At 70.5% G+C, this 22,130-nt stretch carries 12 protein-coding genes and 6 pseudogenes; 5 read left to right on the forward strand and 13 right to left on the reverse strand.

All coding sequences use genetic code 11. The features are described 5' to 3' along the window. Nucleotides 1–188: 188 nt before the first annotated feature. A complete protein-coding gene (locus JIW86_RS02460) occupies nt 189–3,113 on the reverse strand; it encodes a glycoside hydrolase family 48 protein (RefSeq protein ID WP_257552287.1) in 2,925 nt (974 codons plus the stop codon). Between the two features lie 617 nt (nt 3,114–3,730). Here JIW86_RS02460 and JIW86_RS02465 point away from each other — a divergent pair. Continuing rightward, nucleotides 3,731–5,502: pseudogene (locus JIW86_RS02465) on the forward strand (glycoside hydrolase family 6 protein). Nucleotides 5,503–6,105: 603 nt separating this feature from the next. Here JIW86_RS02465 and JIW86_RS02470 read toward each other — a convergent pair. After that, nucleotides 6,106–7,317 (reverse strand): ROK family protein, encoded by a 1,212-nt coding sequence (locus tag JIW86_RS02470; RefSeq protein ID WP_257552288.1) that lies wholly within the window; start codon nt 7,315–7,317, stop codon nt 6,106–6,108. A 13-nt stretch (nt 7,318–7,330) separates the two neighbouring features. Next, nucleotides 7,331–8,761, reverse strand: coding sequence for a xylulokinase (xylB, locus tag JIW86_RS02475; RefSeq protein WP_257552289.1), 1,431 nt, complete (start codon nt 8,759–8,761; stop codon nt 7,331–7,333). Nucleotides 8,762–8,853: 92 nt separating this feature from the next. On the opposite strand from xylB, the gene xylA reads away from it, so the two are divergent. Continuing rightward, nucleotides 8,854–10,026, forward strand: coding sequence for a xylose isomerase (gene xylA, locus JIW86_RS02480; RefSeq protein ID WP_257552290.1), 1,173 nt, complete (start codon nt 8,854–8,856; stop codon nt 10,024–10,026). 331 nt (nt 10,027–10,357) lie between these two features. Next, on the forward strand, nt 10,358–11,098 hold the full coding sequence (locus JIW86_RS02485) for a class I SAM-dependent DNA methyltransferase (RefSeq protein ID WP_257552291.1): 741 nt from the start codon (nt 10,358–10,360) through the stop codon (nt 11,096–11,098). 47 nt (nt 11,099–11,145) lie between these two features. Here JIW86_RS02485 and JIW86_RS02490 read toward each other — a convergent pair. The 10 genes and pseudogenes from JIW86_RS02490 to JIW86_RS02535 form a co-directional block, all read right to left on the reverse strand. Continuing rightward, nucleotides 11,146–11,643 (reverse strand): annotated as a pseudogene (locus JIW86_RS02490) (IS5 family transposase); the annotation flags it as partial. A gap of 357 nt (nt 11,644–12,000) precedes the next feature. After that, nucleotides 12,001–12,575: pseudogene (locus JIW86_RS02495) on the reverse strand (hypothetical protein). Beyond that, nucleotides 12,572–13,327: a hypothetical protein gene (locus tag JIW86_RS02500; RefSeq protein ID WP_257552292.1), complete on the reverse strand. Its 756-nt coding sequence runs from the start codon at nt 13,325–13,327 to the stop codon at nt 12,572–12,574. Before JIW86_RS02500 ends, JIW86_RS02495 begins: the two are co-directional and overlap by 4 nt. Beyond that, a pseudogene (locus JIW86_RS02505) lies at nt 13,242–13,583 on the reverse strand (RNA polymerase sigma factor); the annotation flags it as partial. The gene JIW86_RS02500 and the pseudogene JIW86_RS02505, both read right to left, overlap by 86 nt. Nucleotides 13,584–14,028: 445 nt before the next feature. After that, nucleotides 14,029–14,940: a MerR family transcriptional regulator gene (locus JIW86_RS02510; RefSeq protein WP_257552293.1), complete on the reverse strand. Its 912-nt coding sequence runs from the start codon at nt 14,938–14,940 to the stop codon at nt 14,029–14,031. A 129-nt stretch (nt 14,941–15,069) separates the two neighbouring features. Then, nucleotides 15,070–15,348, reverse strand: a pseudogene (locus JIW86_RS02515) (alpha-xylosidase); the annotation flags it as partial. Continuing rightward, a pseudogene (locus JIW86_RS02520) lies at nt 15,345–16,759 on the reverse strand (GH1 family beta-glucosidase). The pseudogenes JIW86_RS02515 and JIW86_RS02520, both read right to left, overlap by 4 nt. Before the next feature lie 140 nt (nt 16,760–16,899). Next, a complete protein-coding gene (locus JIW86_RS02525) occupies nt 16,900–17,883 on the reverse strand; it encodes an acetylxylan esterase (protein ID WP_257552294.1) in 984 nt (327 codons plus the stop codon). 144 nt (nt 17,884–18,027) lie between these two features. Continuing rightward, the gene (locus JIW86_RS02530) at nt 18,028–18,528 is read right to left on the reverse strand and encodes a hypothetical protein (protein ID WP_257552295.1); all 501 of its coding nucleotides are present in this window, start codon (nt 18,526–18,528) and stop codon (nt 18,028–18,030) included. 287 nt (nt 18,529–18,815) lie between these two features. Continuing rightward, nucleotides 18,816–19,223, reverse strand: a complete 408-nt coding sequence (locus JIW86_RS02535; RefSeq protein WP_416237516.1) for a substrate-binding domain-containing protein — start codon at nt 19,221–19,223, stop codon at nt 18,816–18,818. A gap of 159 nt (nt 19,224–19,382) precedes the next feature. Here JIW86_RS02535 and chvE point away from each other — a divergent pair, with 159 nt between their 5' ends. Beyond that, nucleotides 19,383–20,477, forward strand: a complete 1,095-nt coding sequence (chvE, locus tag JIW86_RS02540) for a multiple monosaccharide ABC transporter substrate-binding protein (RefSeq protein ID WP_322975479.1) — start codon at nt 19,383–19,385, stop codon at nt 20,475–20,477. A gap of 102 nt (nt 20,478–20,579) precedes the next feature. Continuing rightward, nucleotides 20,580–22,127, forward strand: a complete 1,548-nt coding sequence (gene mmsA / locus JIW86_RS02545) for a multiple monosaccharide ABC transporter ATP-binding protein (protein WP_257552296.1) — start codon at nt 20,580–20,582, stop codon at nt 22,125–22,127. Nucleotides 22,128–22,130: the final 3 nt, after the last annotated feature.

The raw sequence follows: 22,130 nt of genomic DNA on the forward strand, positions 1-22,130 counted from the left end.
AAGGCCGGGGCCGCCTGGGAGAAATCAGGTGACCCGCTCGAAGCCCGGGGCGACCCCCCGTCATCGATATCGACGCGGCCCGCGCTTCCGGGAGAGCGTGTGACGGCTGGACGCGCGGAGGCCGGGCAGGCCCTCACGGGCTGCCCGGCCTCGTCGTACGCGGGGCTGTCTCCGGGCGGGGCGGGCTCTTATTCGAGCAGCTCTGCGTACGAGCCCATGGCCAGGGCGATGTCCGCCTGGGCCCAGAACCGGTGGTAGGTGAAGACGGGCGCGGCGCCGCCGGCGAGGTAGGCCTCGATCTTCGGCCAGGCCGGGTCGTTCTTGTAGAAGGTGCGGATCGAGGCGAAGGTGGACGAGGAGTTCACGGTGTCGCCGTTCGGCATCTTGCCGGTCCACGCGCTGGGCACGTAAACCGGGTTGCTGAAGCGGTTGTAGTCCGTCCGCGTTTCCTGGACGGCGACGCCCAGCGGGTCCTGGTGGTGGGCCCACATGCCGTCGAGCAGGGCCTTGGCGACCCGCTTGGCCTCGGTGTTCCCGGACTTGGCGGCGTAGTAGGTCAGGGTCTTGGCGTATGCGGCGGCCACGCCCACGTCGTCGGTGTAGTCGGCAACGGTGACGTGCAGGCCCGTGTTGGCTCCGGGAGCCGACGCGTTCCAGGTGTCGGGGGCGCCGGACCACTGGAGGGTGGAGGGGATGCGGTAGGTGCCGTCGGGGTTGATCGTGGTCTTCGACAGGGCCCAGCCGACCCACTTGTCGAGCACGGCCTTGGCACCTGTGTCGCCCGTCTGCTGGTAGAGCTCGGCGACCCGCTCCATGGACCAGGCCTGGAAGCCGAACCACTGGTTGGACGCCGGGTCCTGGTAGACCGGCTTCTCGTCATAGAAGAGGCCGTGGAAGGTGGGAGTCCCGGCCGGGGGCTGTGCGTAGCGCCCCTGCCAGCTGTTGGTGGCGCCGCCGGCGATGGCGCCCTCGTCGGACTGGAGCCAGCGGTAGAACTCCAACTGCCGGTCGAGGCTGGTCGCCCAGTCCGTCGCGCCGGTCGGCGACTTGGGCTTCAGCGGGGCGTACTCGCTGAGCGCGTAGGCGGCGAGGGGGTTCTGGTAGCCGCTGTGTGCGTGGCTGGAGCCGATGCGCCAGGACCAGCCGGCCGAGCTGTCGGTGGCGCCGCCCCAGGCGTAGTACCAGGACATCAGGTAGTGCGCGCTGTCCTTGCCCGTACCGGCGGGGCAGACGGTCGGGCCGACACAGTTCCCGGACTTCTTGAAGTACTTGTCGAACATGGAGTACCGCAGATAGTCGCCCATCTTGGCCGCCTTGGAGACGGTCGCGATGACCTGGGTTCCCTTGCCCTGCTCCTTGGCCCAGATGTCGGCCCAGTACGCGGCCTGGATGGCACGCGCGTCGGCGTCCGGGGCATCGGTGAACTTCCACTGCTTGGCGTAGGAGGAGTCCCCGGTGAAGAGGTCGAGATAGCCGTTCTTGCCGCCGTAGGCGAACTTGTCGCAGGTGGGGTGCGGAACGGTCTCCCACACCGATTCCTCGGGTCCTCGCTGGAAGGTGTTGATGTACGAGGGTCCGGTCTCGGTCGGTCCGGCGGAGCACTTTCCGGGCTCGTTGCCGAAGCCGTAGACGTTGTCGACGTCCTGGAGCCAGTGCATGCCGTAGATGTCGTCCGTGCCGTACGCGCTCTTCAGCTCCCCGGCGATCGGGTCCGCGCCGGCGGCAACTCCCCCGTCGAGCCTGGCCGGGTACTGCGAGGGAAGGTCGTGCTCGGGGGCGTAGGTAGCGGGCTTGGAGGCGTTGTAGGAGCCGGTCGTCGGCTGGTCGGCGTGGGTGGGGATCATGAACTTCTCCATGACCGCCCACGCGCCGTTGAACTTGGTCCAGTCCCCGGTGATCTTCCCGTACATCGCCTGCAGCCAGATCAGGTAGCTGTAGGCCTCCGAGGTCGTCTCGTGCCCTTGGTCCGGGGCCTCGACGATCAGCGTCTCGACGGAGTGGTACGGGATGCCCTCGGGCGAGAAGTAGCCGTTGGCCGGGTTGGTGATCTTCCCGTGGAGGTCGAGGAACCGGGCGGCGTACGTGGAGCCGGCGGCGAGTTGGGTCGCGCTGACCTCGGCCTTCGCATGGCCGGGTGCGGTCGCGGTGAAGACGGCGGAGCCGCTGCCGGTGGCACCGGCGGTGACCGTCACCTTCTGGGCGGTGTTCCAGTTCGCCGGGGTGAAGGTGAGCTCGGCGGGCGTCGCGGCGAGTTCGGTGTTGCCCGAGGTGCGGGCGATGCCCACCGTGACGTTCGCGGCCGGCTGCTTGGACAGCTTCAAGTCGAAGGTGCCCGTCTCCCCGCGGCGTACGGAGAGCTGCGCGGGGGTGGCTACGAGCGCGGGGCCGGCGACGACGGTGATGCCGACGGGTGCAGACTCGGCGGAGGCCCCGAGGCTGTCGTAGGCCTTCGCGTAAAGGGAGTGGGAACCAGCTGCGAGGCCGGTGGCATCCAGGGTGAAAGGCGCCGTGGCGTCCGTGCCCAGGAGCGTGGTATCGCTGTAGAACTCGACCTTGCCCACGGTGGCGCCGTCAGCCGCGGCGGCGGTGGCGGCGAGCGGGACGGGAGTGCCCGCCGTGTAGACGGCGCCTGCGGCGGGGCTGGTCAGGACGGCGACCGGGGGCTGGTGGGCTCCGGTGCACGGGGTGCCGTTGACGGCGAAAGAGGTGGGGGCGGCGTTGGTCCCGCTGTAGGCGAACTGGGCGCCGGCGGTGACGGCAGCGCCGGCAGCGACGGTCCTGTTCCAGTCCGGAGCCGCGACGCGGACGCTCTTGCCGGACTGGGTCCAGGTGCCGTTCCAGCCGTTGGTCAGCTGCTGGTTGCCGGAGTAGTCGTAGGTGAGGGTCCAGCCGTCGAGTGCGGTCGCCGACCGGTTGGTGAGGGTGAGCTCGGTGGTGAAGCCCGAACCCCAGTCGTTGGCCTTGTAGTCGACGCTGCACTGCACCGCCGCGGCCGCGGCGGTGGTGGCGCCGACGGCCGTGAGACCGAGGGGAAGGGACAGCGAGACGGCCACGGCCGATGCGGTCAGCAGCCTGCGTCGGACGCGCGGTCTGGGTGGGGGATGTGCCGACATGGGGATGGTTCTCCTCGCGACTCGGGGAGACGGGGACGGAAGAACGATTGCGCACAAGCTCCAAGCTCCGACCAGTGGGAGCGCTCCCACCGTGCAGACGTGGCGTGACGGCGTCAAGACATGTGAAGAGTCGAAGGCAATCTGCGAGGAATTTGCTCAACTCCTCTTTTGCTTGGCGTTAGTTGGCGCTACGGTCTGGCCCCAACCAGTGGGAGCGCTTCCATCAGCGCTGCTCGGCGGAGCAGCGCTGACCTTGCGCGACGGCGGTACCTGCCGGCTTCGGCCACGAGGTCGCCGGCATGCAGGACCTGGTGGAGGCCGTGCATGCGACCGGGGCCGCAGTTTCCTGCCGGTCCCCGGGATCGCCTACAACGACCCGAGCCAGTGGCTCACCGATTCCCCCACCCTCGCCTCGGTCGCGGACCGGGTCCCCCGGTCGCGGGCGAGAGCGGCGAGCACGCCTGCGGACACACGTTCATCGACCGCGCCACGGCCCCGGTTCCGACGACCGCACCCGCTCCGTACGACGGCACCCCTCCGCACAACGGCACTCCCCGCACTCGGCACCGGGCTGCGCGACCACCTGCGCGCCCTGAACTGAAAGGCACCCCACGAAAATGAGCCGCTCAGCAATCGGCACGAGTCCCCGCACGACTTCCCGTACGACCAGGCGTACCGCCCTGTTGGCGGCCCTCAGCCTCGTCACCGCCGCGGGCGCCACCGCCACCGTGTTAGGCACCTCCGCCGGCGCCGCCACCGCCGGCTGCAAGGTCGAGTACCAGATCACGAACCAGTGGAACACCGGGTTCGGCGCCAATGTGACCGTCACCAACACCGGTGAACCGGTCGCCTCCTGGACCCTGGAATGGTCCTACGCGAACGGTCAGCAGGTCACGCAGGGCTGGAACGCCACGATCAGCCAGTCCGGGGCGGCCGTGACCGCCAAGAGCCTCTCGTACAACGGGAACCTGGCCACGGATGGTTCGACCTCCTTCGGCTTCAACGGTTCGTACAGCGGCACGAACGCCGTGCCCGCGACGTTCAAGCTCAACGGCGTCACCTGCAACGGCGCGACCGACCCGACCCAGCCGCCGACCACACCGCCCACGACGCCGCCGACCACGCCTCCGCCCGCCGGCGGCAAGGTCGACAACCCCTACGCCGGCGCCAAGATGTACGTGAACCCCGAGTGGTCCGCCCATGCCGCCGCCGAACCGGGCGGCAGCAGGGTGTCCAACCAGCCCACCGCCGTCTGGCTTGACCGCATCGCCCTCGTCACTGGCACGAGCGGCACGATGGGTCTGCGCGACCACCTCAACGCGGCCCTGACACAGAAGGGCAGCGGCGAACTCGTCGTCCAGCTGGTGATCTACAACCTGCCCGGCCGGGACTGCTCCGCGCTCGCCTCCAACGGCGAACTGGGCCCCACCGAGATCGACAAGTACAAGACGCAGTACATCGACCCGATCGCCGCGATCCTCGCCGACCCCAAGTACGCGGGGCTGCGGATCGTCACCACCGTCGAGATCGACTCCCTGCCGAACCTGGTCACCAACGTCTCCGGCCGCCCCACCGCCACGGCCAACTGCGACGTGATGAAGACCAACGGCAACTATGTCAAGGGCGTCGGCTACGCCCTGAACAAGCTCGGCTCGATCGCCAACGTCTACAACTACGTTGACGCCGGCCACCACGGCTGGCTCGGCTGGGACGACAACCTCGGCGCCTCCGCCGAGATGTTCAAGCAGGCCGCGACCGCCGAGGGCTCCACGCTCTCCAACGTGCACGGCTTCATCGTCAACACCGCCAACTACAGCGCCCTGAAAGAGGACAACTTCAAGATCGACGACTCCATCAACGGCACCTCCGTACGCCAGTCGAAGTGGGTCGACTGGAACCGCTACACCGACGAACTGTCCTACGCCCAAGGCATGCGCACCCAGCTGGTCTCCCTGGGCTTCGACGCCAACATCGGTATGCTCATCGACACCTCCCGCAACGGCTGGGGCGGCACCGCCCGGCCCACCGGACCCGGCGCGCTGACGAGCGTGGACACCTACGTCAACGGCGGCCGCTACGACCGGCGCATCCACCTCGGCAACTGGTGCAACCAGTCCGGCGCCGGACTCGGCGAACGCCCGCAAGCGGCCCCGGCCGCCGGCATCGACGCCTACGTGTGGATCAAGCCCCGGGCGAGTCCGACGGGGCCAGCAAGGAGATCCCGAACAACGAGGGCAAGGGCTTCGACCGGATGTGCGACCCCACCTACACGGGCAACGTACGCAACGGCAACAGCATGTCGGGGTCCCTCCCGGACGCGCCGCTCGCCGGACAGTGGTTCTCCGCCCAGTTCCAGGAGCTCATGAAGAACGCCTACCCGGCACTGTGACGCAGAGCAGGTGACAAGCCCGGAGCCTTACGGAAGCATTCCCTTCCGCAGGGCTCCGGGCCTCGGCACACTCGGAAGAAACCGGCCCCGAGAGGCCTCGTCCGCTGACGCCCAACTGCTGTCAAGCCGACCGGCCGGCCAGTTCACCGCGGCCACAGAAGACACCGTCTTGTCGATCACACGACGCCGATCGGGCAGGGCGCGGACTGCCGAGGCTCTGCCGGGCGGCCGGCAGGCTGCCGAGACCGCGCCGCCCGCTATCCCGGCCTGCCCCTCGTCATCAGCGAGAACGGGTGGCACCGGGGACTGCGTGGCCGGTGCGGCTCGCGCGCGTCACCTTCTGCGTCTGAGGCCGTACCCCGTGAGGAGCACATGAGGCGGGGTGGCGTGCCCTCGGCAGGCCGCCCCGGGCGCGCTCAGCCGATCTCGGTCATGTTCCAGTTCCGCGCGGAGCCGCAGATGCGACCGTCCACATCACGGCCGTGGAGCAGTGGCCGGCCCCCAGTCTGAGCAACGACCCGCTGCGGGCGATCGACGACTGACCGCCCCCGGTTCACCCGGGAACTGCGGCCACCAGCCCGGCGGACCCGCGCGGTCACGGCACTAGCGTGCCGGCAGGCAGGTGGGATCGGCGATGATCTGTCGGACGGTCGACCAGGCCGCGCCCATCACCGGTCCGCGCCGGCCCAGGGCTGAGGGGCGTACCGCCTCCGGGTTCCAGGGCCGGACGGTGATCCGGGCGGCGAGTTCGGCACGGATGGACGGGAGGAGCCAGTCGGCGAGTTCGGCGTAGGCGCCGCCCAGAACGAGGGCGTCCGGGTCGATCAGGTTCACCGCCGAGGTGAGGGCGAGGCCCAGGGCCCGTCCTGCGCGGTCCAGGGCGCGCAGGGTCGCCGCGTCCCCGGCGCCTGCCCGCTCGGCCAGCAGGGCCACCGGGTCGCCGACGTGCGCGAGCCCGGCCTCGCGCAGCACGGCCGCTTCGCCCGCGTACTGCTCCAGGCAGCCGCGTGCCCCGCAGGCGCAGCGGGCGCCCTCCGGGTGGACGGGCAGGTGGCCGAGTTCGCCCGCGAAGCCGCGGGCGCCGCGGAACAGCTGCCCGCCGACGACCAGTGCGGCGCCGATTCCGGCCTCGGCGGAGACGTGTACGAAGGTCTCGGCGGGGTGTCCCTGGTGCCACTGCTCGGCCAGCGCCCCGAGGTTGGCCTCGTTCTCCGGCTCGGGCACGGTGTCGGGGTCGGGCCAGTGGTCGGCGGGGCGGACGGCCTGCCAGCCGAGGTTGGGGGCGTGTCCGACCAGCCCGCTCGGCTCGTTCGGCACCACCCCCGGCACGGCCAGGACACGGCCCATTACGCGCAGGCCGAGGGCGGCGGCCTCCGCCTCCGCCTCGGCGCCCAGCGCGGCGGCCTCCGCCAGCACCTGCCCAGCAGGCCGGCCCGCGTTGGCCCGCTCCACCCGGCGCCAGATCCGGGGTTCACCGCGCAGGTCCACGACGCACGCGGCGAGATGGGCGACGCCGATCTCCAAGCCGAGGCCCGCGGGACCCCGATCGCTCAGCTCCAGTGCCCGTCCGGGGCGGCCGACCCGCCCGCTGGGCGCGGTCTCCGTCTCGGTCAGCGCGCCACGGCCGATGAGCTCGTCGACCATGGAGGAGACGGCCGGCCTGGTCAGGCCCGTGTGCCCGGCGACGTCCGCCCGGGAGAGCGGACCGTGCGCGGCGACCGCGCCGATCACCACCGCGAGATTCTGGCGACGCATCCCCTGCTGCGAGGCGGGCACGGCCTCCACGCCCCCGCCCGCCCTGCCGATCCCCGCCATTGAGCCGACCCTCCTATCGTTCTGCCGACGCGACCTCCTGCAAGGCGCGCGCCCGCCGCAGCGTACTGGTGATCCGTTCGAGCGTGTCGTCGTCACGGGTCACGGGTTCCAGCACCCGGCCCCCGGCGGTCCCCCAACGCCGGGCGACGACGTCGGCAGGCTCACCGGTGAGCAGGGCGGCGGCCTGGGCGGCGGCCCCGAGCGCGACCAGTTCCCGGGCTTCGGGCACCTGGACCGCCCGGCCGGACAGCCGGAGGACGGTCCGCTGCCAGGCCCTGCCGCGGGCTCCGCCGCCGATCAGCAGCAGTGGTTCGTCGGGGGCGGGGTTCTCGCCTCCGGCGCGCAGCACGTCATCCAGGGCCGCAAGCAGGGCTTGGGCGGCACCGTCGTAGGCGGCCTGGAGCAGCTGGCCCGGCGTGGTGTCGTGGCGCAGGCTGTGGACCAGGCCGGAAGCGCCCGGGAGGTCCGGAGTGCGCTCGCCGTCCAGATAGGGAAGGACCACCACCGTGCCGCCTGCCTCGACGTCCTCGCGATCGCGGCCGACGAGGGCGGCGAAGCGGTCGACGGCGAGGGTGCAGTTGAGCGTGCAGGCGAGTGGCAGCCAGCCGCCGAGGGCATCGGCGAAGCCGGCGACGGTTCCGCTCGGGTCGGCGGGCCGGGTCCGGCCGACGGCGTAGACGGTGCCGGAGGTACCGAGGCTCAGCACCGGACGTCCGGGGGTCAGGCCCAGCCCGAGGGCGGCGGCCATGTTGTCACCGGTCCCGGTGGCCACCAGCGCGCCCTCGCGCAGTGGCATCCCGGCCCGGACGGCGCCCGCCCGGGCGCCCGGCGGGAGGACCTGTGGCAGCAGCCCGGGGTCGAGGCCGATCCGGTCGAGGACGTCCCGGTCGTAGCCGTCCGGGCCCCACCAGCCGGTTCCCGACGCGTCACCGCGGTCCGTCACCGCCTCGCCGGTCAGCCGCTCCGTCAGGAAGTCGTGGGGAAGGCGGACGGCCGCGACGCGGTCGGCGGCGGCACGCTCGTTCGCGCGCAGCCAGGCCCACTTGGCGGACGTGAAGGCGGCCGTCGGGACGCTGCCGGTGCGGCGCGCGAGCTCTGCCGGGCCGAACGCGGCTCCGAGTTCGGCGGCCTGCGGGGCGGAGCGGACGTCGTTCCACAGCAGCGCCGGGCGCACCGGCCGGCCTGCCGTGTCGAGGGTGACCAGGCCGTGCTGCTGGCCGGCGATCGAGCAGGCGGCTGCGCGATCCGCCCAGCCGGTGCCCGCCGTGGCCTCGCCGAGCGCCCGCCACCACTGTTCGGGGTCGCTCTCGCGTCCGGCGCCCGCGCTGACGGCGTGCGAGGCACGGCCCTCGCCCAGGACGGCGCCGGTTTCCACGTCGACGGCGAGGGCCTTGGTGGACTGGGTCGAGCTGTCGACACCGATCACGACACGCTGTGCAGCCATGTGTTCCTCCGGTGGGGTTCCTTCTGGCGTCTCGGCATACTAATTTGTTTTTCGTCATTACAAATAGCCCTCGGCCTGATCCGGAGCGCCTCATGACCAGCGACCCGCTCGTCCCCACCCCCGCGCACAGGTTCACCTTCGGCCTGTGGACCGTCGGCTGGCGGGGGCGGGACCCCTTCGGCGACGCCACCCGGCCCGCCCTCGACCCGGTCGAGACCGTGGAGCGGCTGGCCGAACTCGGCGCCTACGGCGTCACGTTCCACGACGACGACCTGATCCCCTTCGCCGCCGGCGACGCCGCCCGCGAGCAGGCGGTCAAGCGCTTTCGCACCGCACTCGACACGGCCGGGCTGAAGGTGCCGATGGCCACCACCAACCTCTTCACCCACCCGGTCTTCAAGGACGGCGCTTTCACCGCCAACGACCGGGACGTGCGCCGGTACGCGCTGCGCAAGACGATCCGCAACATCGACCTGGCCGTGGAACTCGGCGCCTCGGTCTACGTCGCCTGGGGCGGCCGCGAGGGCGCGGAGTCGGGCGCGGCCAAGGACGTGCGTACCGCCCTCGACCGGCTGAAGGAGGCCTTCGACCTGCTGGGCGAGTACGTCGAGAACCAGGGTTACGACCTGCGCTTCGCGATCGAACCCAAGCCCAACGAGCCGCGCGGCGACATCCTGCTGCCCACCATCGGCCACGCCCTGGCGTTCATCAACGAGTTGGACCGACCCGAGCGGGTCGGCCTCAACCCGGAGGTCGGCCACGAGCAGATGGCTGGGCTGAACTTCCCGCACGGCATCGCCCAGGCCCTGTGGCACGGCAAGCTGTTCCACATCGACCTCAACGGCCAGACCGGCATCAAGTACGACCAGGACCTGCGCTTCGGCGCGGGCGACCTGCGCCAGGCCTTCTGGCTGGTCGACCTGCTGGAGTCGGCCGGCTACGACGGCCCCCGTCACTTCGACTTCAAACCGCCGCGCACCGAGGACTCCGCCGGCGTCTGGGTCTCGGCGGCCGCCTGCATGCGTAACTACCTGCTCCTGGCGGAGCGTTCCCGCGCCTTCCGGTCCGATCCGGAGGTCCAGACCGCGCTCGCCGCCTCCCGACTGCCCGAACTCACCCTCCCCACCGCCGAGGACGGCCTGGCCGGGCTACTGGCCGACCGGTCCGCCTTCGACGAGTTCGACGTCGATGCCGCCGCCCGCCGCGGCATGGCCTTCGAACAGCTGGACCAGCTCGCCCTCGAACACCTCCTCGGCGCCCGCTGAGCCGGAGTGCCCAGGAGCCGGGCCGTGGCGTTCCACGGCCCGGCTCCGCCACTAAGCACTCCTACCGAAATGTTCTTCAAGGTGGTTGGATCGCTCCGAGACTGATGATCCGGGGGTGCTGGGTCGCTCGGCCGAAGCAATGGGAAGTCGACGACGAGCTGTGGGCGGTGCCCGCTGCGCCGAGGAGAACGACCGCACCACTGCCCTGACCGTGCACCCCGAGCAGGGCGGTGCCCTGAAAGGTCCCGGCCCGCCCCGAACCGTGTGATCGGAGCCGGTGGAAGGTAAATGCGTCGACAGCGCCCCTCGGTACCCGGCAAAGTGGCCGCCTGTGACGAGCAGTGAGCTGTGGACCCGTGCGACCGCCGACCGCTACGACGCCGAGGAGACCGAGACATCCTCGGCCGCCGTTCTCGGACCGACTCTCGCCTTCCTCGCCGAGCTCGCCGGAGACGGCCGGGCACTGGAGTTCGCCATCGGGACCGGACGAGTGGGCGTCCCGCTCCGGGAACGCGGCGTGCCGGTAGTGGGCATCGAACTGTCCGAGCACATGGCAGCGGTGCTGCGGCGCAAGATCGACGAGGACACGCTCCCGGTAGTCATCGGGGACATGGCCACCACCGTCGTTCCCGGCGAGTTCACCCTGGTCTATCTCGTCTACAACACCATCACGAACCTGCTCACGCAGGACGAGCAGGTCGAGTGCTTCCGCAACGCCGCACGTCATCTGGAGCCCGGCGGCCGATTCGTCATCGAGCTGGGCGTGCCGCCGCTGCGGTTGCTGCCGCCCGGCCAGGTCGCGGTGCCGTTCGACGTCTCTGAACAGCATCTCGGCTTGGACACCTTCGACCCCGTCGAGCAGATTCTCGTCTCGCACCACTTCACCCGCGACGGCGACGACGACCGCTACCGCCGCGACAACTCCCGGCACCGCTACGCCTGGCCGGCAGAGCTCGACCTGATGGCACGGATCGCTGGGCTCGAGATGGAACGTCGCGTCGCGGACTGGGACGGGGCGCCGTTCACCCAGGACTCCGCGAAGCACATCTCCGTGTGGCGCAAGCCAACCTGAGGTCGGCCACTGGGCCGTCAACGTAAGCCGTGCCTGTCTTGAAACTCCTACCGGAAGTTCAGGCGTCGCCAGCAGATCAGTGCGCATCCGAGGGTGAGGAAGGCTTCGTGGATGTCATCGCGCATCTCCCAGCGGATCCGCAGGCGGCGGAACCAGTGCAGGTGGGCGAATGCTCGCTCCACGACCCAGCGTTGGGCGCCGAGTCCGGAGCCGTGCTCGGTGCCCCCGGCGGGCGATAAGCGGCTTTACACCGAGATCCCGGACGAGGCGGCGGTACTTGTCGTGGTCGTAGCCGCGGTCGCCCCACACCACGTCCGGGCGGTGCCGGAGCCGGCCTCGCTTGCCCCGCACCGGCGGTACCGCCTCAAGCAGCGGGATCAGCTGGGTGACGTCGTTGCGGTTGCCGCCGGTCAAAGTGGCGGCGAGCGGGATACCAGTGGCGTCGGTGATCAGGTGATGCTTGCTGCCCGTCCTGCCCCGGTCAACGGGGCTTCGTCCCGTCCTGGATCCCCCTTTAACGCCTGTATGTGGGAACCGTCGACGGCCGCCCCGGAGAAGCCCATCCACAGGGCGCCGGACGAACGATGCGCCGGCCGAACACACCGCGCTGTTCTGGTCCAACATCAACGGCGCCTTCCGCCTGGACATGGGCAAGTGCCTCGACCTGGGGCTCACGGTGCCCCCGCCCCGCACTTGGGCGGACACCGCCGACCGATCGGTCACGGAGACACGCTGAAGTACTCCCGGTCCCCAGTTGAACGAGGCCGCGTGGTGGGTGTTCGATCCGATGCGTGCGCACGCCGCACCCGACGACGCTGCGGTCGTAGCCCCCTTGTGCACTCGGGCCGGGTTTTCAGCCCCTCGCTGCCACGGCCGTGTCCCGGTCCGGTGGCCCGCTCCGGTTACCGTCTCGGTCCCGCGACGGCGTAGGCCGCGGTGCCGGCGACGGCGAGGACCAGGGCCGTCCAGGTGCTCGCCGCCGTGCCGGGTGGCAGCAGCATCCAGGTCGCCACCTGCATCGGCACACTCGTGGCAGGCGGGGCGAAGAACGAGAACGCGAGCCAGGCGAACGGCAGCGTCCAGGCATAGTGCCCGCCCGAAAGCACCGCGCCCAGGGCGACCAGCCCCATCAGCCCCGCGCTGTCCCGGACGACGAACGCGGTCGTGGCCAGGTCCTCACCCATCGTCTGCGCAGTCAGCAGCACCGTGCCGACGACCGCGCCGGCGAGCAGCACGTGCGCCGCCCTGCGGGGCACCCATCGGATCGCGGCCGTCCGGTCCAGCGCGATGTCCTGCCCGCTGAGCCCGATCGAGACCGCCATCGCCCCCGTCGCGAGGACGAGCACGGCCGACCGCGGATCCCCGGGCCCCCGCCCGCGTCGCGGGCGAGTGTCCACACCGCGACCGCGCTGATCACCACCGCGGCGAGCGACGCGGGCACCTGCCGCGAGCGCGCGTACAGCATCAGCCACCTCACCGGGACACACCGCCCTTCAGAGCGTCGAACGCGTCGCCCTTACAGGAGAGCGCGGCAGCGCGCATCGCGTTGATCCGCGAGAGCTGCTCGGGCCGCGGAAGCGCCTTGAGTTCCGTCCACAGCGGGCGGGCCTCGGCGTCTACCTCGCGGTGCAAACTTGCTGATCCTGTGCCGGGCAGCGGCCTGAGGTCCCCGAGGACCCAGCCCACCGCGACGGTCTGCGCGAATTCATCTCCCCCGAAGCTGCTCCAGCCGACGGGGGTGCACCCTGGCACCATGCCTTTGGCGATCAGGGCCCAGGTCAGCTCCTCGCCCTTCGCGGCGGCGATGATGTCGTCGTCGAAGTCGAAGAGCACGGTCTTGCCGGACCACTGCGGCGTGGAGCCGTCCGGCAGTACGGCGATGTTCTCCCGGACCGAGACCGGCCCCTGGCCGCCCAGAGCCTCGTGCAGCAGACGCAGGGCCTCCCTGCCGGGACCGGCGAGGTCGGTGAGTCGTGCCTGGTGCGTCTCGGTCACGCATACCGGGCCGTCGCACACCAGCTCCGCGGCGGCCTCGTCGAGGACATACATCCGACGCGGATGGGAGGGGAGGACGAGCAGGGCGATCGCCGCGCCCGCCAGGACGGGCGTCAGGGCGAGCAGCCGGGCGCGCGGGGTCGCGGCGATCAGCAGCGCGAAGCCGGTCGCGGCCATGCCGAGCAGCCAGATCGTCTGCCCGACGTGCACGGAGGCGGAGAGCGTGACGAGCACGTCGCGCACCTCCTGCACCGCCGGTGACAACTGACGAACCCGCGAACGCACCCGCCGCACGCCACACCGCCAGATACGTCTCCTGCGTGACCTCGGCGACGATCTGCTCGTCCGCGCAGCGACTGCGCAACCGCACCGCCATCCACGGCGACGTACGCCGGTACAACTCCTCGAACGCGACACGGTCGCCCTTGGCCACCAGCCGGACGAGACGCTCCTCGTCCAACTCGTGCGGCGCTGCTCTGACTGATCTCACACCTCCTAGACGCCCGAACCGGGCCGAAGGTTTCCCCCAACGTGATCCCCGCCACATGCGGGAAAACCCGTGGGCTCCACTCAATTGAAGTTTCGCCGCTATGCAGCGGTAGCTTCGCTGGCCAGGCAAGCCGGTCTGGCCTTCTGTGTTCGTCGGATTTGAGCCGCGTGTTGGAGAGGCTTCTTGCCGCGTGGGCCGGGTCAGGCGGGGCCGGTGTGCTCTTACGCCGGGCGATCCAGCCGGGGGTGAAGTTGCCCCAGCCCGGGTGGACGGCGGCCTTCCAGCCTGCCGGGTCTGGGGGAGGGTCAGCGGACCGATTTCCTGGGGTGCTGATGGAGCAGCACGGCCGGCTGACCGCCCCCTCGTGACGGCGGTCAACACCACGGCTCGCGTCGAGTCGCCCCGGCTCGCCTCAACCCATACGGGGCAGGGGCGGTGCGGCCGGTCAGGCTTGATCCGCGGCATGCAGGGCTCGCGCCAGCCACTCCAGCTCCTCGGACGCGTCGGGAGACGCATACTGTCCGCGCACGCGGGCCACGAGCCTGCGGTAGCGCTCCGCCCCTGCCTTGATCCCGGCCTCCAGGCACAACAGGACGGCGGCCCGATCGGCGTCGCCGAACAGCTCGGACAGCACTTCGGCCGCTGCCGGTCCCTCAGGCGCGACCCCGCGTTCTCTGACCTCCGCGACGGTCTGCACGACCTGCCTGGCCCACCAGATGGACGCCCCGGGGGCACGACTCTGCCCGGGGGCCGGGGTGCTCAGCTCCAGCATGGTGCGCATCCGGGCGCGGAAACCGGGGTCCCGCACCAGCTCGGCCAGTTCGATCCAGGCGTCGACCTGCTCGGGTGTGGGGTCGTCGGGCAGTTCGATGCTGAAGGTGCGCATCCGGTCACGCAGGCGCGGGTCGACGTCGAGACCGCCGAACACCTCATCCTTGAACTCGTCGATGATCTGCTTGCGTTCGGCGGCGGAAAGCCGTGCCAACCGGTTCATCAGTGCTGTCTCCTCAGCGGTCGAACCACGTTTCGATACGGTGGACAGGACGGCCCGGCTCACCTTGAGGGAGCGGATCTGCGCGTCGAGCGCGGCCACGTGCGCGTCGGCGACCTCGGCGACCGTGGTGCGGCCGCTCAGGACGCGGCACACGTCGTCGAGCCCGAGGCCCAGCTCCCGCAGGGTGCGGACCAGCTCTACGCGGGCCACGGACTCGGCGTCGTATAGCCGGTAGCCGCTGGCGGAGCGGGCCACGGGCGGCACCGCTCCCTCGTCCGACCAGAAGCGCAGGGTGCGCACCGCAAGTCCGGTGCGGTGCGCGAGCTGGCCGATGGTGAGCACGTCGGGGCGTTCGTCTTCCATGGGCGAGATCCTGGACCCTCCAGCCGCTGGAGACTCAAGCGCACGGGCGCGCGAGCCGGTGGATCTTTACGTCGAGGGGCTTTCCGCCGCGTGTTGTGGCGGTTATGCAGTCCACATGAGCTCGGCGCCCTTCCCGCTGCCCTGCTGCGCGCCGGGCAGCGCGAACTCCGGCCCGCGCCGCACCGAACCGACGTGGTGGGTGACGCGTACCCCGATCACACCCTCGGCCGGCGACCAGCAATCGACCGTCAGAAGCCCGCTGTTGAGCATGCCACCGCGGCTGCGCACGTGCTTCACCGGCGCATAGAAGGTCATCCGGTGCTCGTCGGCCCGGACGTCCGCGACCTCGGCGGCGTAACGCGCGGTGACACCTGGGCGCATCAGCCAGTAGCCTTTGGTGAACTTCATCGGGTGGTTTCCTCCGTCCGCACGCGGTGCGCGGTGATCAGGCCCCGGAACCAGTGGTAACTGTCCTTGGGCGTTCGGGTCAGCGTGTCGTAGTCGACGTGGACCAGGCCGAAGCGCTGGCCGTAGCCGCGCGCCCACTCGAAGTTGTCCAGCAGCGACCAGACGTAGTAGCCGCGCACGTCCACCCCTGCGGAGATGGCGACGGCGGCGAGGTGGTCCGCGAGGTAGTCGATCCGCGCGGTGTCATGGACCCGACCGTCGGGGGCGACGGCGTCGGCCTCGGCGGAGCCGTTCTCGGTGATCCAGACCGGCGGAAGCCGCGGGTAGCGGGCGTGGAGTTCGCGGAGCAGTTCGGCGAGCACCTCCGGGACGACGGGCCATCCCATGGTGGTGCGCCGGGTCCCGTACCGGTCCAGCTCGGTGACGCCGATGTCCACGGCGGTGCGCGGTTCGAGGTCGGCCTCGCGGTGGGGGACGGCGGCGACGGTGATCGGGCGGTAGAAGTTGACTCCGAGGAAGTCCAGCGGGGCGCCGATCAGTTCCAGGTCGCCCGGCAACCGCCAGGGACCGTCGGCGAGGCCGGCCCAGGTCTCGGCCTCGTGCGCAGGGTAGCGGCCGGCGAGGAGCGGCTCGGTCCAGACCTCGTTGTGGAGGACCTTGGCACGGCGCAGGGCGGCTCGGTCCTCGGGGAGGGCGGAGGCGCGATGGATGCGGTCGAGGTTGAGGGTGATCCCGACCTCCTGGGCGCCCGCGGCGCGCAGCTCCCGTATCGCGAGGCCGTGGGCGACCAGCAGGTGGTGTGCGGCCAGCAGGTGGTGTGCGGCCGCCAGCGCGCCGCGGCCTTCCTCGGCCCCGGGTCCGTGCCGCCCCTCGGTGTAGCCGACGAAGGCGGAGCAGTACGGCTCGTTGAGGGTGATCCAGCGCTCCACCCGGTCCCCGTAGCGCTCGGCCGCGAGGGCCGCGTACTGCGCGAACGCCTCGGCGGTCTCCCGGACCCGCCAGCCACCGCGGTCCTCCAGGGCTTGGGGCAGATTCCAGTGGTAGAGCGTGACGGCGGGGGCGACACCGGCGGCCAGCAGATCGTCGATCAGGCGGTTGTAGAAGTCCAGCCCCTGGGGGTTGGCCGGTCCGGTGCCCCGGGGCAGCAGGCGGGGCCAGGCGATCGAGAAGCGGTAACTCTCTCCACACCGACCCCGCGCAGCAGGGCGACGTCTTCCGGTTGGCGGTGGTAGTGGTCACAGGCCGTGTCGCCGGTGGCACCGTCGAGCGTACGGCCGGGCGTGTGGCTGAAGGTGTCCCAGATGGACGGGCCGCGGCCGTCCAGGTCGTGGGCGCCCTCGATCTGGTAGGCCGCGGTCGCGGCACCGAAACGGAACCCGGCGGGCAGTTCCGGGAAGGCCGGGGTGGTTATGGGCGGTATCTCACGGGTCTGTCGGGCTCCTGGGTCTCGGGCGGGGCGGGGCTCAGTGCGTGGGGCGGCCGGGCGCGCGGGACGTCCTCACGCGGTCCGCCCGGCCCGGTGGTGCGGGGCGGTCCGGTGGTGCGGGGCGGTCAGAGCTCCGGCGCCAGGCCGCGCTCGCGCAGCCAGGCCAGTTGGACGGGCGGGTTGGAGCCGCAGCCGCCGCCGTGGTCGCCGAACGGCCAGACGGTCATGGTGCGGTCCTCGCCCGCGTAGTGGTTGAAGGCGGCGTAGACCGTGGAGGGCGGGCAGACCGGATCCATCAGGCCCACGCTGAACACCGTCGGCGCGGTGGCCCGCCGGGCGAAGTGGACACCGTCGAAGTGGTCGAGGGTGGCGAAGGCCGGCTCCACGCGATGGCGGCTGTGCCAGCGCAGGTACTTGGCGATCTCCTGATACGGGCCGTCGGCGCAGATCGCGGCAGCGTGGCGGAAGTGGCACAGGAACGGGACGTCCGGCATCGCCGCCGCCACGCGGTCCCCGGCGAGACCGGCGACGGCGAGCGCCAGACCGCCGCCCTGGCTGCCTCCGGCCACCACGATCCGACGGCTGTCGAGTCCGGGCAGCTCCGCGACCGCGTCCACGGCTCGCACGCAGTCGGTGATCAATCGCCGGTAGTAGTAGTTGTCGGGAGAGTCGATGCCGCGGGTCATGAAGCCCTCGACCCACTGCGTGCCGTCTCCAACGCCCCGGTCCGGGGTGTCGTGGCCCTGGCCCCGGCTGTCGACGACGAATTGGGCGTAGCCCGCGGCGGACCAGAACAGGTGGTCGGTGGGCAGTCCTCGACCGCCGCCGTAGCCCATGTAGGTGATGACGACCGGCAGCGGTCCGGCCGCGTTGCGCGGGCACAGCAGCCAGGCGGCCACCGGTTCGCCGTCCCAGCCGGGGAAGCGTACGTCGTCGACCTCGACGGTGTGCAGCAGGTGCTGGGCGGTGACCCGTTCCACCTTGATCGCCCCGTCGTGCGACCGGGCTTCGGCTAGGGTCCGCCGCCAGAAGGCGTCGAAACCCGTCGGATCGGACAACTCAGGGCGGTAGCGGACGAGTTCGTCCGCGCCCAGGTCTGTGAGCGGCATGGGGGTTTCCTCCGGTCGGAGAGGTGACGGGGTAACGGAGCTCGGCGGCCTCAGGGGGCCTTGCCTCGCAGGTCCGGGCAGTGGTGCGGGAAGGGGTGGCGGCCCGTCCCCTCGGACGGGCCGCCGGTCTCGCAGGCGCGGGCCTCAGCCGGTCCCGCCGGACGCGGTGAAGCCGAAGCCGGCCAGGCGGAAGCCTCCGTGCAGTGTCAGCCGCAGGTCGTGGACGCCGTTCAGCGCAGTGGCGAGCTCGGCCGCGACGGTCGTCCACGTGTAGCGGTTGCCGGTGACGGGAACACCGATCTCCGCCAGCAGTCGGTCACCGGCCCGGAGTTCCAGCCGCGCCTCCTCGGTGGCGATACCGATGAGGTGGGCTGGATCAACGCCGGCGACGACGAGTACGGCAGGAAGGACAGTGCGCAGTACCTCGTGCCGGCCCTCGGGATGCTGCGGGGCCCAGCCAGGCGGCAGTGGGCGCCCAGTGCCGGCCAACTCGCGCTCGATGACTGCGTGTGGGTACTCGTGCACGATGGCCGCGAGCTCCCGTCCGCCATGGACGCGGACCAGCACGGCACGACCGGAGAGGGTGCCGGAGACGATGCCGACGACGTACCTGTCCGAGCCCTGGACGGCAGGGATCACGGTCATTTTCTCATCCTTCGCACGGGAAACCGGCATTGGTTCCTGCGGAGTTGAAGCGGCACCTCTTTCGATGAGGCAGAATGTTAGCGATCACAATTCTCCTGTCAAGGTACCCATGGAGGCCTCGACAAAAGTGCGACCGGCGCGGCGGAGAGCCTGGGGCGACGCGGCGGTCAGCTCCGGGTCCGACGGTGCCGACTCAAGGGCGGTCCGCGGGGCCCGCGCTGCGACGCAGCACCATCTCGGGCGAGATCAGCAGGTGGGTGCGGGTGTGCGCGCCACCGTCCAAGCCTTCAACGAGCAGTTCCAGGCCCGGCGGCCGAGCTCGCCGAAGTCCTGCCGCAGGCGGCCAGGGGCGGGACGAAGTGAGCGGCCTCGGGAATGTCGCCGAAGCCGACGACGCTGATGTCGCCCGGGATCGAGCGGCCGGACTCGCGCAGGGCGCGCAGCAGGCCGAGCGCCATGCCGTCGTTGGCACAGAAGACGGCGGTAACGTCGCCCGGTTCGGCGATCCGCAAGCCCGCCTGGTGGCCGGCGCACGCAATCCAGTCGCCGAGTTCGACAAAGCCGCGGAACCTCCAGAAGCCGTTTGCGGTCAGCGTGCCCGGACGCGCCCAATGTAGAGGCGCCCCGCGGAGGCGGCTGATCGCCTGCGCCGTTGCTGGCCCAACCGTGATCCGAACAGACCCTTGACGGCACACTTGTGAGCGTTAACACTCAGGTATCGCCAGGCCGGAGCCGCTGCAAACCCGGACTTCGCACAGCGCGAGGAAACGACTCCCGGCCGGCCCCGCTCGACCGCTTCCGGTTCTCCCAGCCGGGTCGCACTGTGCCGGTCGCGGAACATCACTGGAGGAACTGTGCGGAAGCTTTCAGCGGGCCTTGTCACTCTGGGCCTGACGCTGTCGCTGGCAGCCTGCGGCCAGAGCGCCAACGGAGCAGGCGACGGCGGGGCCGGCGGGGACGCCAAAGGCGGCCTCATCGGCATCGCGATGCCGACCAAGTCGTCGGAGCGCTGGATCAACGACGGCAACAACATGGTCAAGGAGTTCCAGGCCAAGGGTTACAAGACCGACCTCCAGTACGGCGACAACGTCGTGGAGAACCAGGTCTCCCAGTTGGAGAACATGATCACCAAGGGGGCCAAGCTGCTGGTGATCGCCGCCATCGACGGTTCCTCGCTCACCAACGTGCTGCAGAAGGCCGCCGACGCCCACGTCCCCGTCATCTCCTACGACCGGTTGATCCGCGGCACCGGGAACGTCGACTACTACGCGACCTTCGACAACTACAAGGTCGGCGTCCTCCAGGGCAGCTACATCGTCGACAAGCTCGGCGTCAAGGACGGCAAGGGCCCCTTCAACATCGAGCTGTTCGCCGGCTCACCGGACGACAACAACGCCGCGTTCTTCTACAACGGCGCGATGAGCGTCCTCAAGCCGTACATCGACGACAAGAAGCTGGTCGTGCAGAGCGGCCAGACCTCCCTCAACCAGATCGCCACACTGCGCTGGGACGGCGGTCTCGCCCAGTCCCGGATGGACAACCTGCTGAGCAAGTCGTACACCGCCGCCCGCGTCGACGCCGTGCTCTCGCCGTACGACGGCATCTCGATCGGCATCATCTCCTCGCTCAAGGGCGTCGGCTACGGCGCCGGCCAGCCACTGCCCGTCGTCACGGGCCAGGACGGCGAGCTGGCCTCGGTGAAGTCGATCATCGCAGGCGAGCAGACCCAGACCGTCTACAAGGACACCCGCCAACTTGCCAAGGCCGCGGTCCAGATGGGCGACGCGCTGCTGACCGGCGGCAAGCCCGAGGTCAACGACACCGGCCAGTACGACAACGGTGTCAAGACCGTACCGGCGCAGCTGCTCCAGCCGGTCAGCGTCGACAAGGAGAACTACCAAAAGGTCCTGGTGGACAGCGGCCAGTACACCGCGGACCAGCTCAAGTAGCCCACGGAGCCCGACCGACGGGTCCGGCGACGACGAAACGGCGGTGCGACGCCCGGGAGACCGCCCGGCACCGCACCGCCCCGACGATACGGATGCACAACCATGGCCCGACCCGTTCTCGAGATGCGGTCGATCAGCAAGACGTTTCCCGGTGTCAAGGCCCTCTCCGAGGTCAACCTCACCGTCGCCGCTGGTGAGGTGCACGCCGTCTGCGGTGAGAACGGCGCCGGCAAGTCCACGCTGATGAAGGTACTCAGCGGGGTCCACCCCCACGGCGGCTACCAGGGCGAGATCTACTTCGAGGGCGAGCCCTGCCGGTTCCGGGACATCCGGGCCAGCGAGCAGCGCGGCATCGTGATCATCCACCAGGAACTCGCGCTGGTGCCCTACCTGTCCATCGCCGAGAACATCTTCCTCGGCAACGAGCACGCCACCCGGGGCGTCATCAGCTGGCACCGGACGCTGACCCACGCAGCCGCGCTGATCCGGCAGGTCGGACTCGACGAGAGCCCGCACACCAGGATCGCCGACCTCGGCGTGGGCAAACAGCAGTTGGTCGAGATCGCCAAGGCGCTCGCCAAGAAGGTCAAGCTGCTCATCCTGGACGAGCCGACGGCCGCCCTGAACGACGAGGACAGCCGCAAGCTGCTCGACCTGATCCTCGAACTCAAGGCCCAGGGCATCTCCTGCATCCTCATCTCGCACAAGCTGAACGAGATCGCCCGGGTCGCCGACGCCGTCACCATCCTGCGCGACGGGCGGACCATCGAGACCATCGCGATCGGGCCCCAGGGCATCTCCGAGGAGCGGATCATCCGTGGCATGGTCGGCCGCGACCTGGAACACCGCTACCCCGAGCGCACCCCGGAGATCGGCGAGGTCGCCTTCGAGATCGAGGACTGGAGCGTCCAGCACCCGATCGACCACCGGCGCAAGGTGGTCGACGGCGTCTCGCTCAACGTCCGTCGAGGCGAGATCGTCGGCATCGCGGGCCTCATGGGCGCCGGCCGCACCGAACTGGCCATGAGCGTCTTCGGCCGCTCGTACGGACGGTGGACCGGCGGCCGGGTGCGGCTGGACGGCCGGGAGATCCGTACCCGGACGGTGCCGGAGGCGATCGGGCACGGCATCGCCTACGTGACCGAGGACCGCAAGCAGCTCGGCCTCAACCTCAACGACGACATCAGCCGGAACATCTCACTGAGCGCCCTCGGCAAGGTCGCCCGGCGGGGCTGGGTCGACCGGCACGAGGAGGCCCGGATCGCCGAGTCGTTCCGGCGGACCATGAACATCAAGGCCCCCTCGGTGTTCGCGGAGACCGGCAAGCTCAGCGGCGGCAACCAGCAGAAGGTCGTCCTCAGCAAGTGGATCTTCGCCGAGCCGGAGGTGCTGATCCTCGACGAGCCCACCCGGGGCATCGACATCGGTGCCAAGGCGGAGATCTACACCGTCATCACCGAACTCGCCGCCCAGGGCAAGACGGTACTCGTCATCTCCTCCGAACTCCCCGAACTCCTGGGCCTGTGCGACCGGATCTACACCATGGCCGAAGGCCGGATCACCGGTGAAGTGACCCGCGCGGACGCCACCCAGGAATCCCTCATGCGGCTCATGACCATGAGTGCGGCATCCCCCGACAAGCAGGTGTGAGGC

The organism is Streptomyces sp. NBC_00162 (assembly GCF_024611995.1).
In the GTDB taxonomy this organism is placed as follows: Bacteria; Actinomycetota; Actinomycetes; order Streptomycetales; family Streptomycetaceae; genus Streptomyces.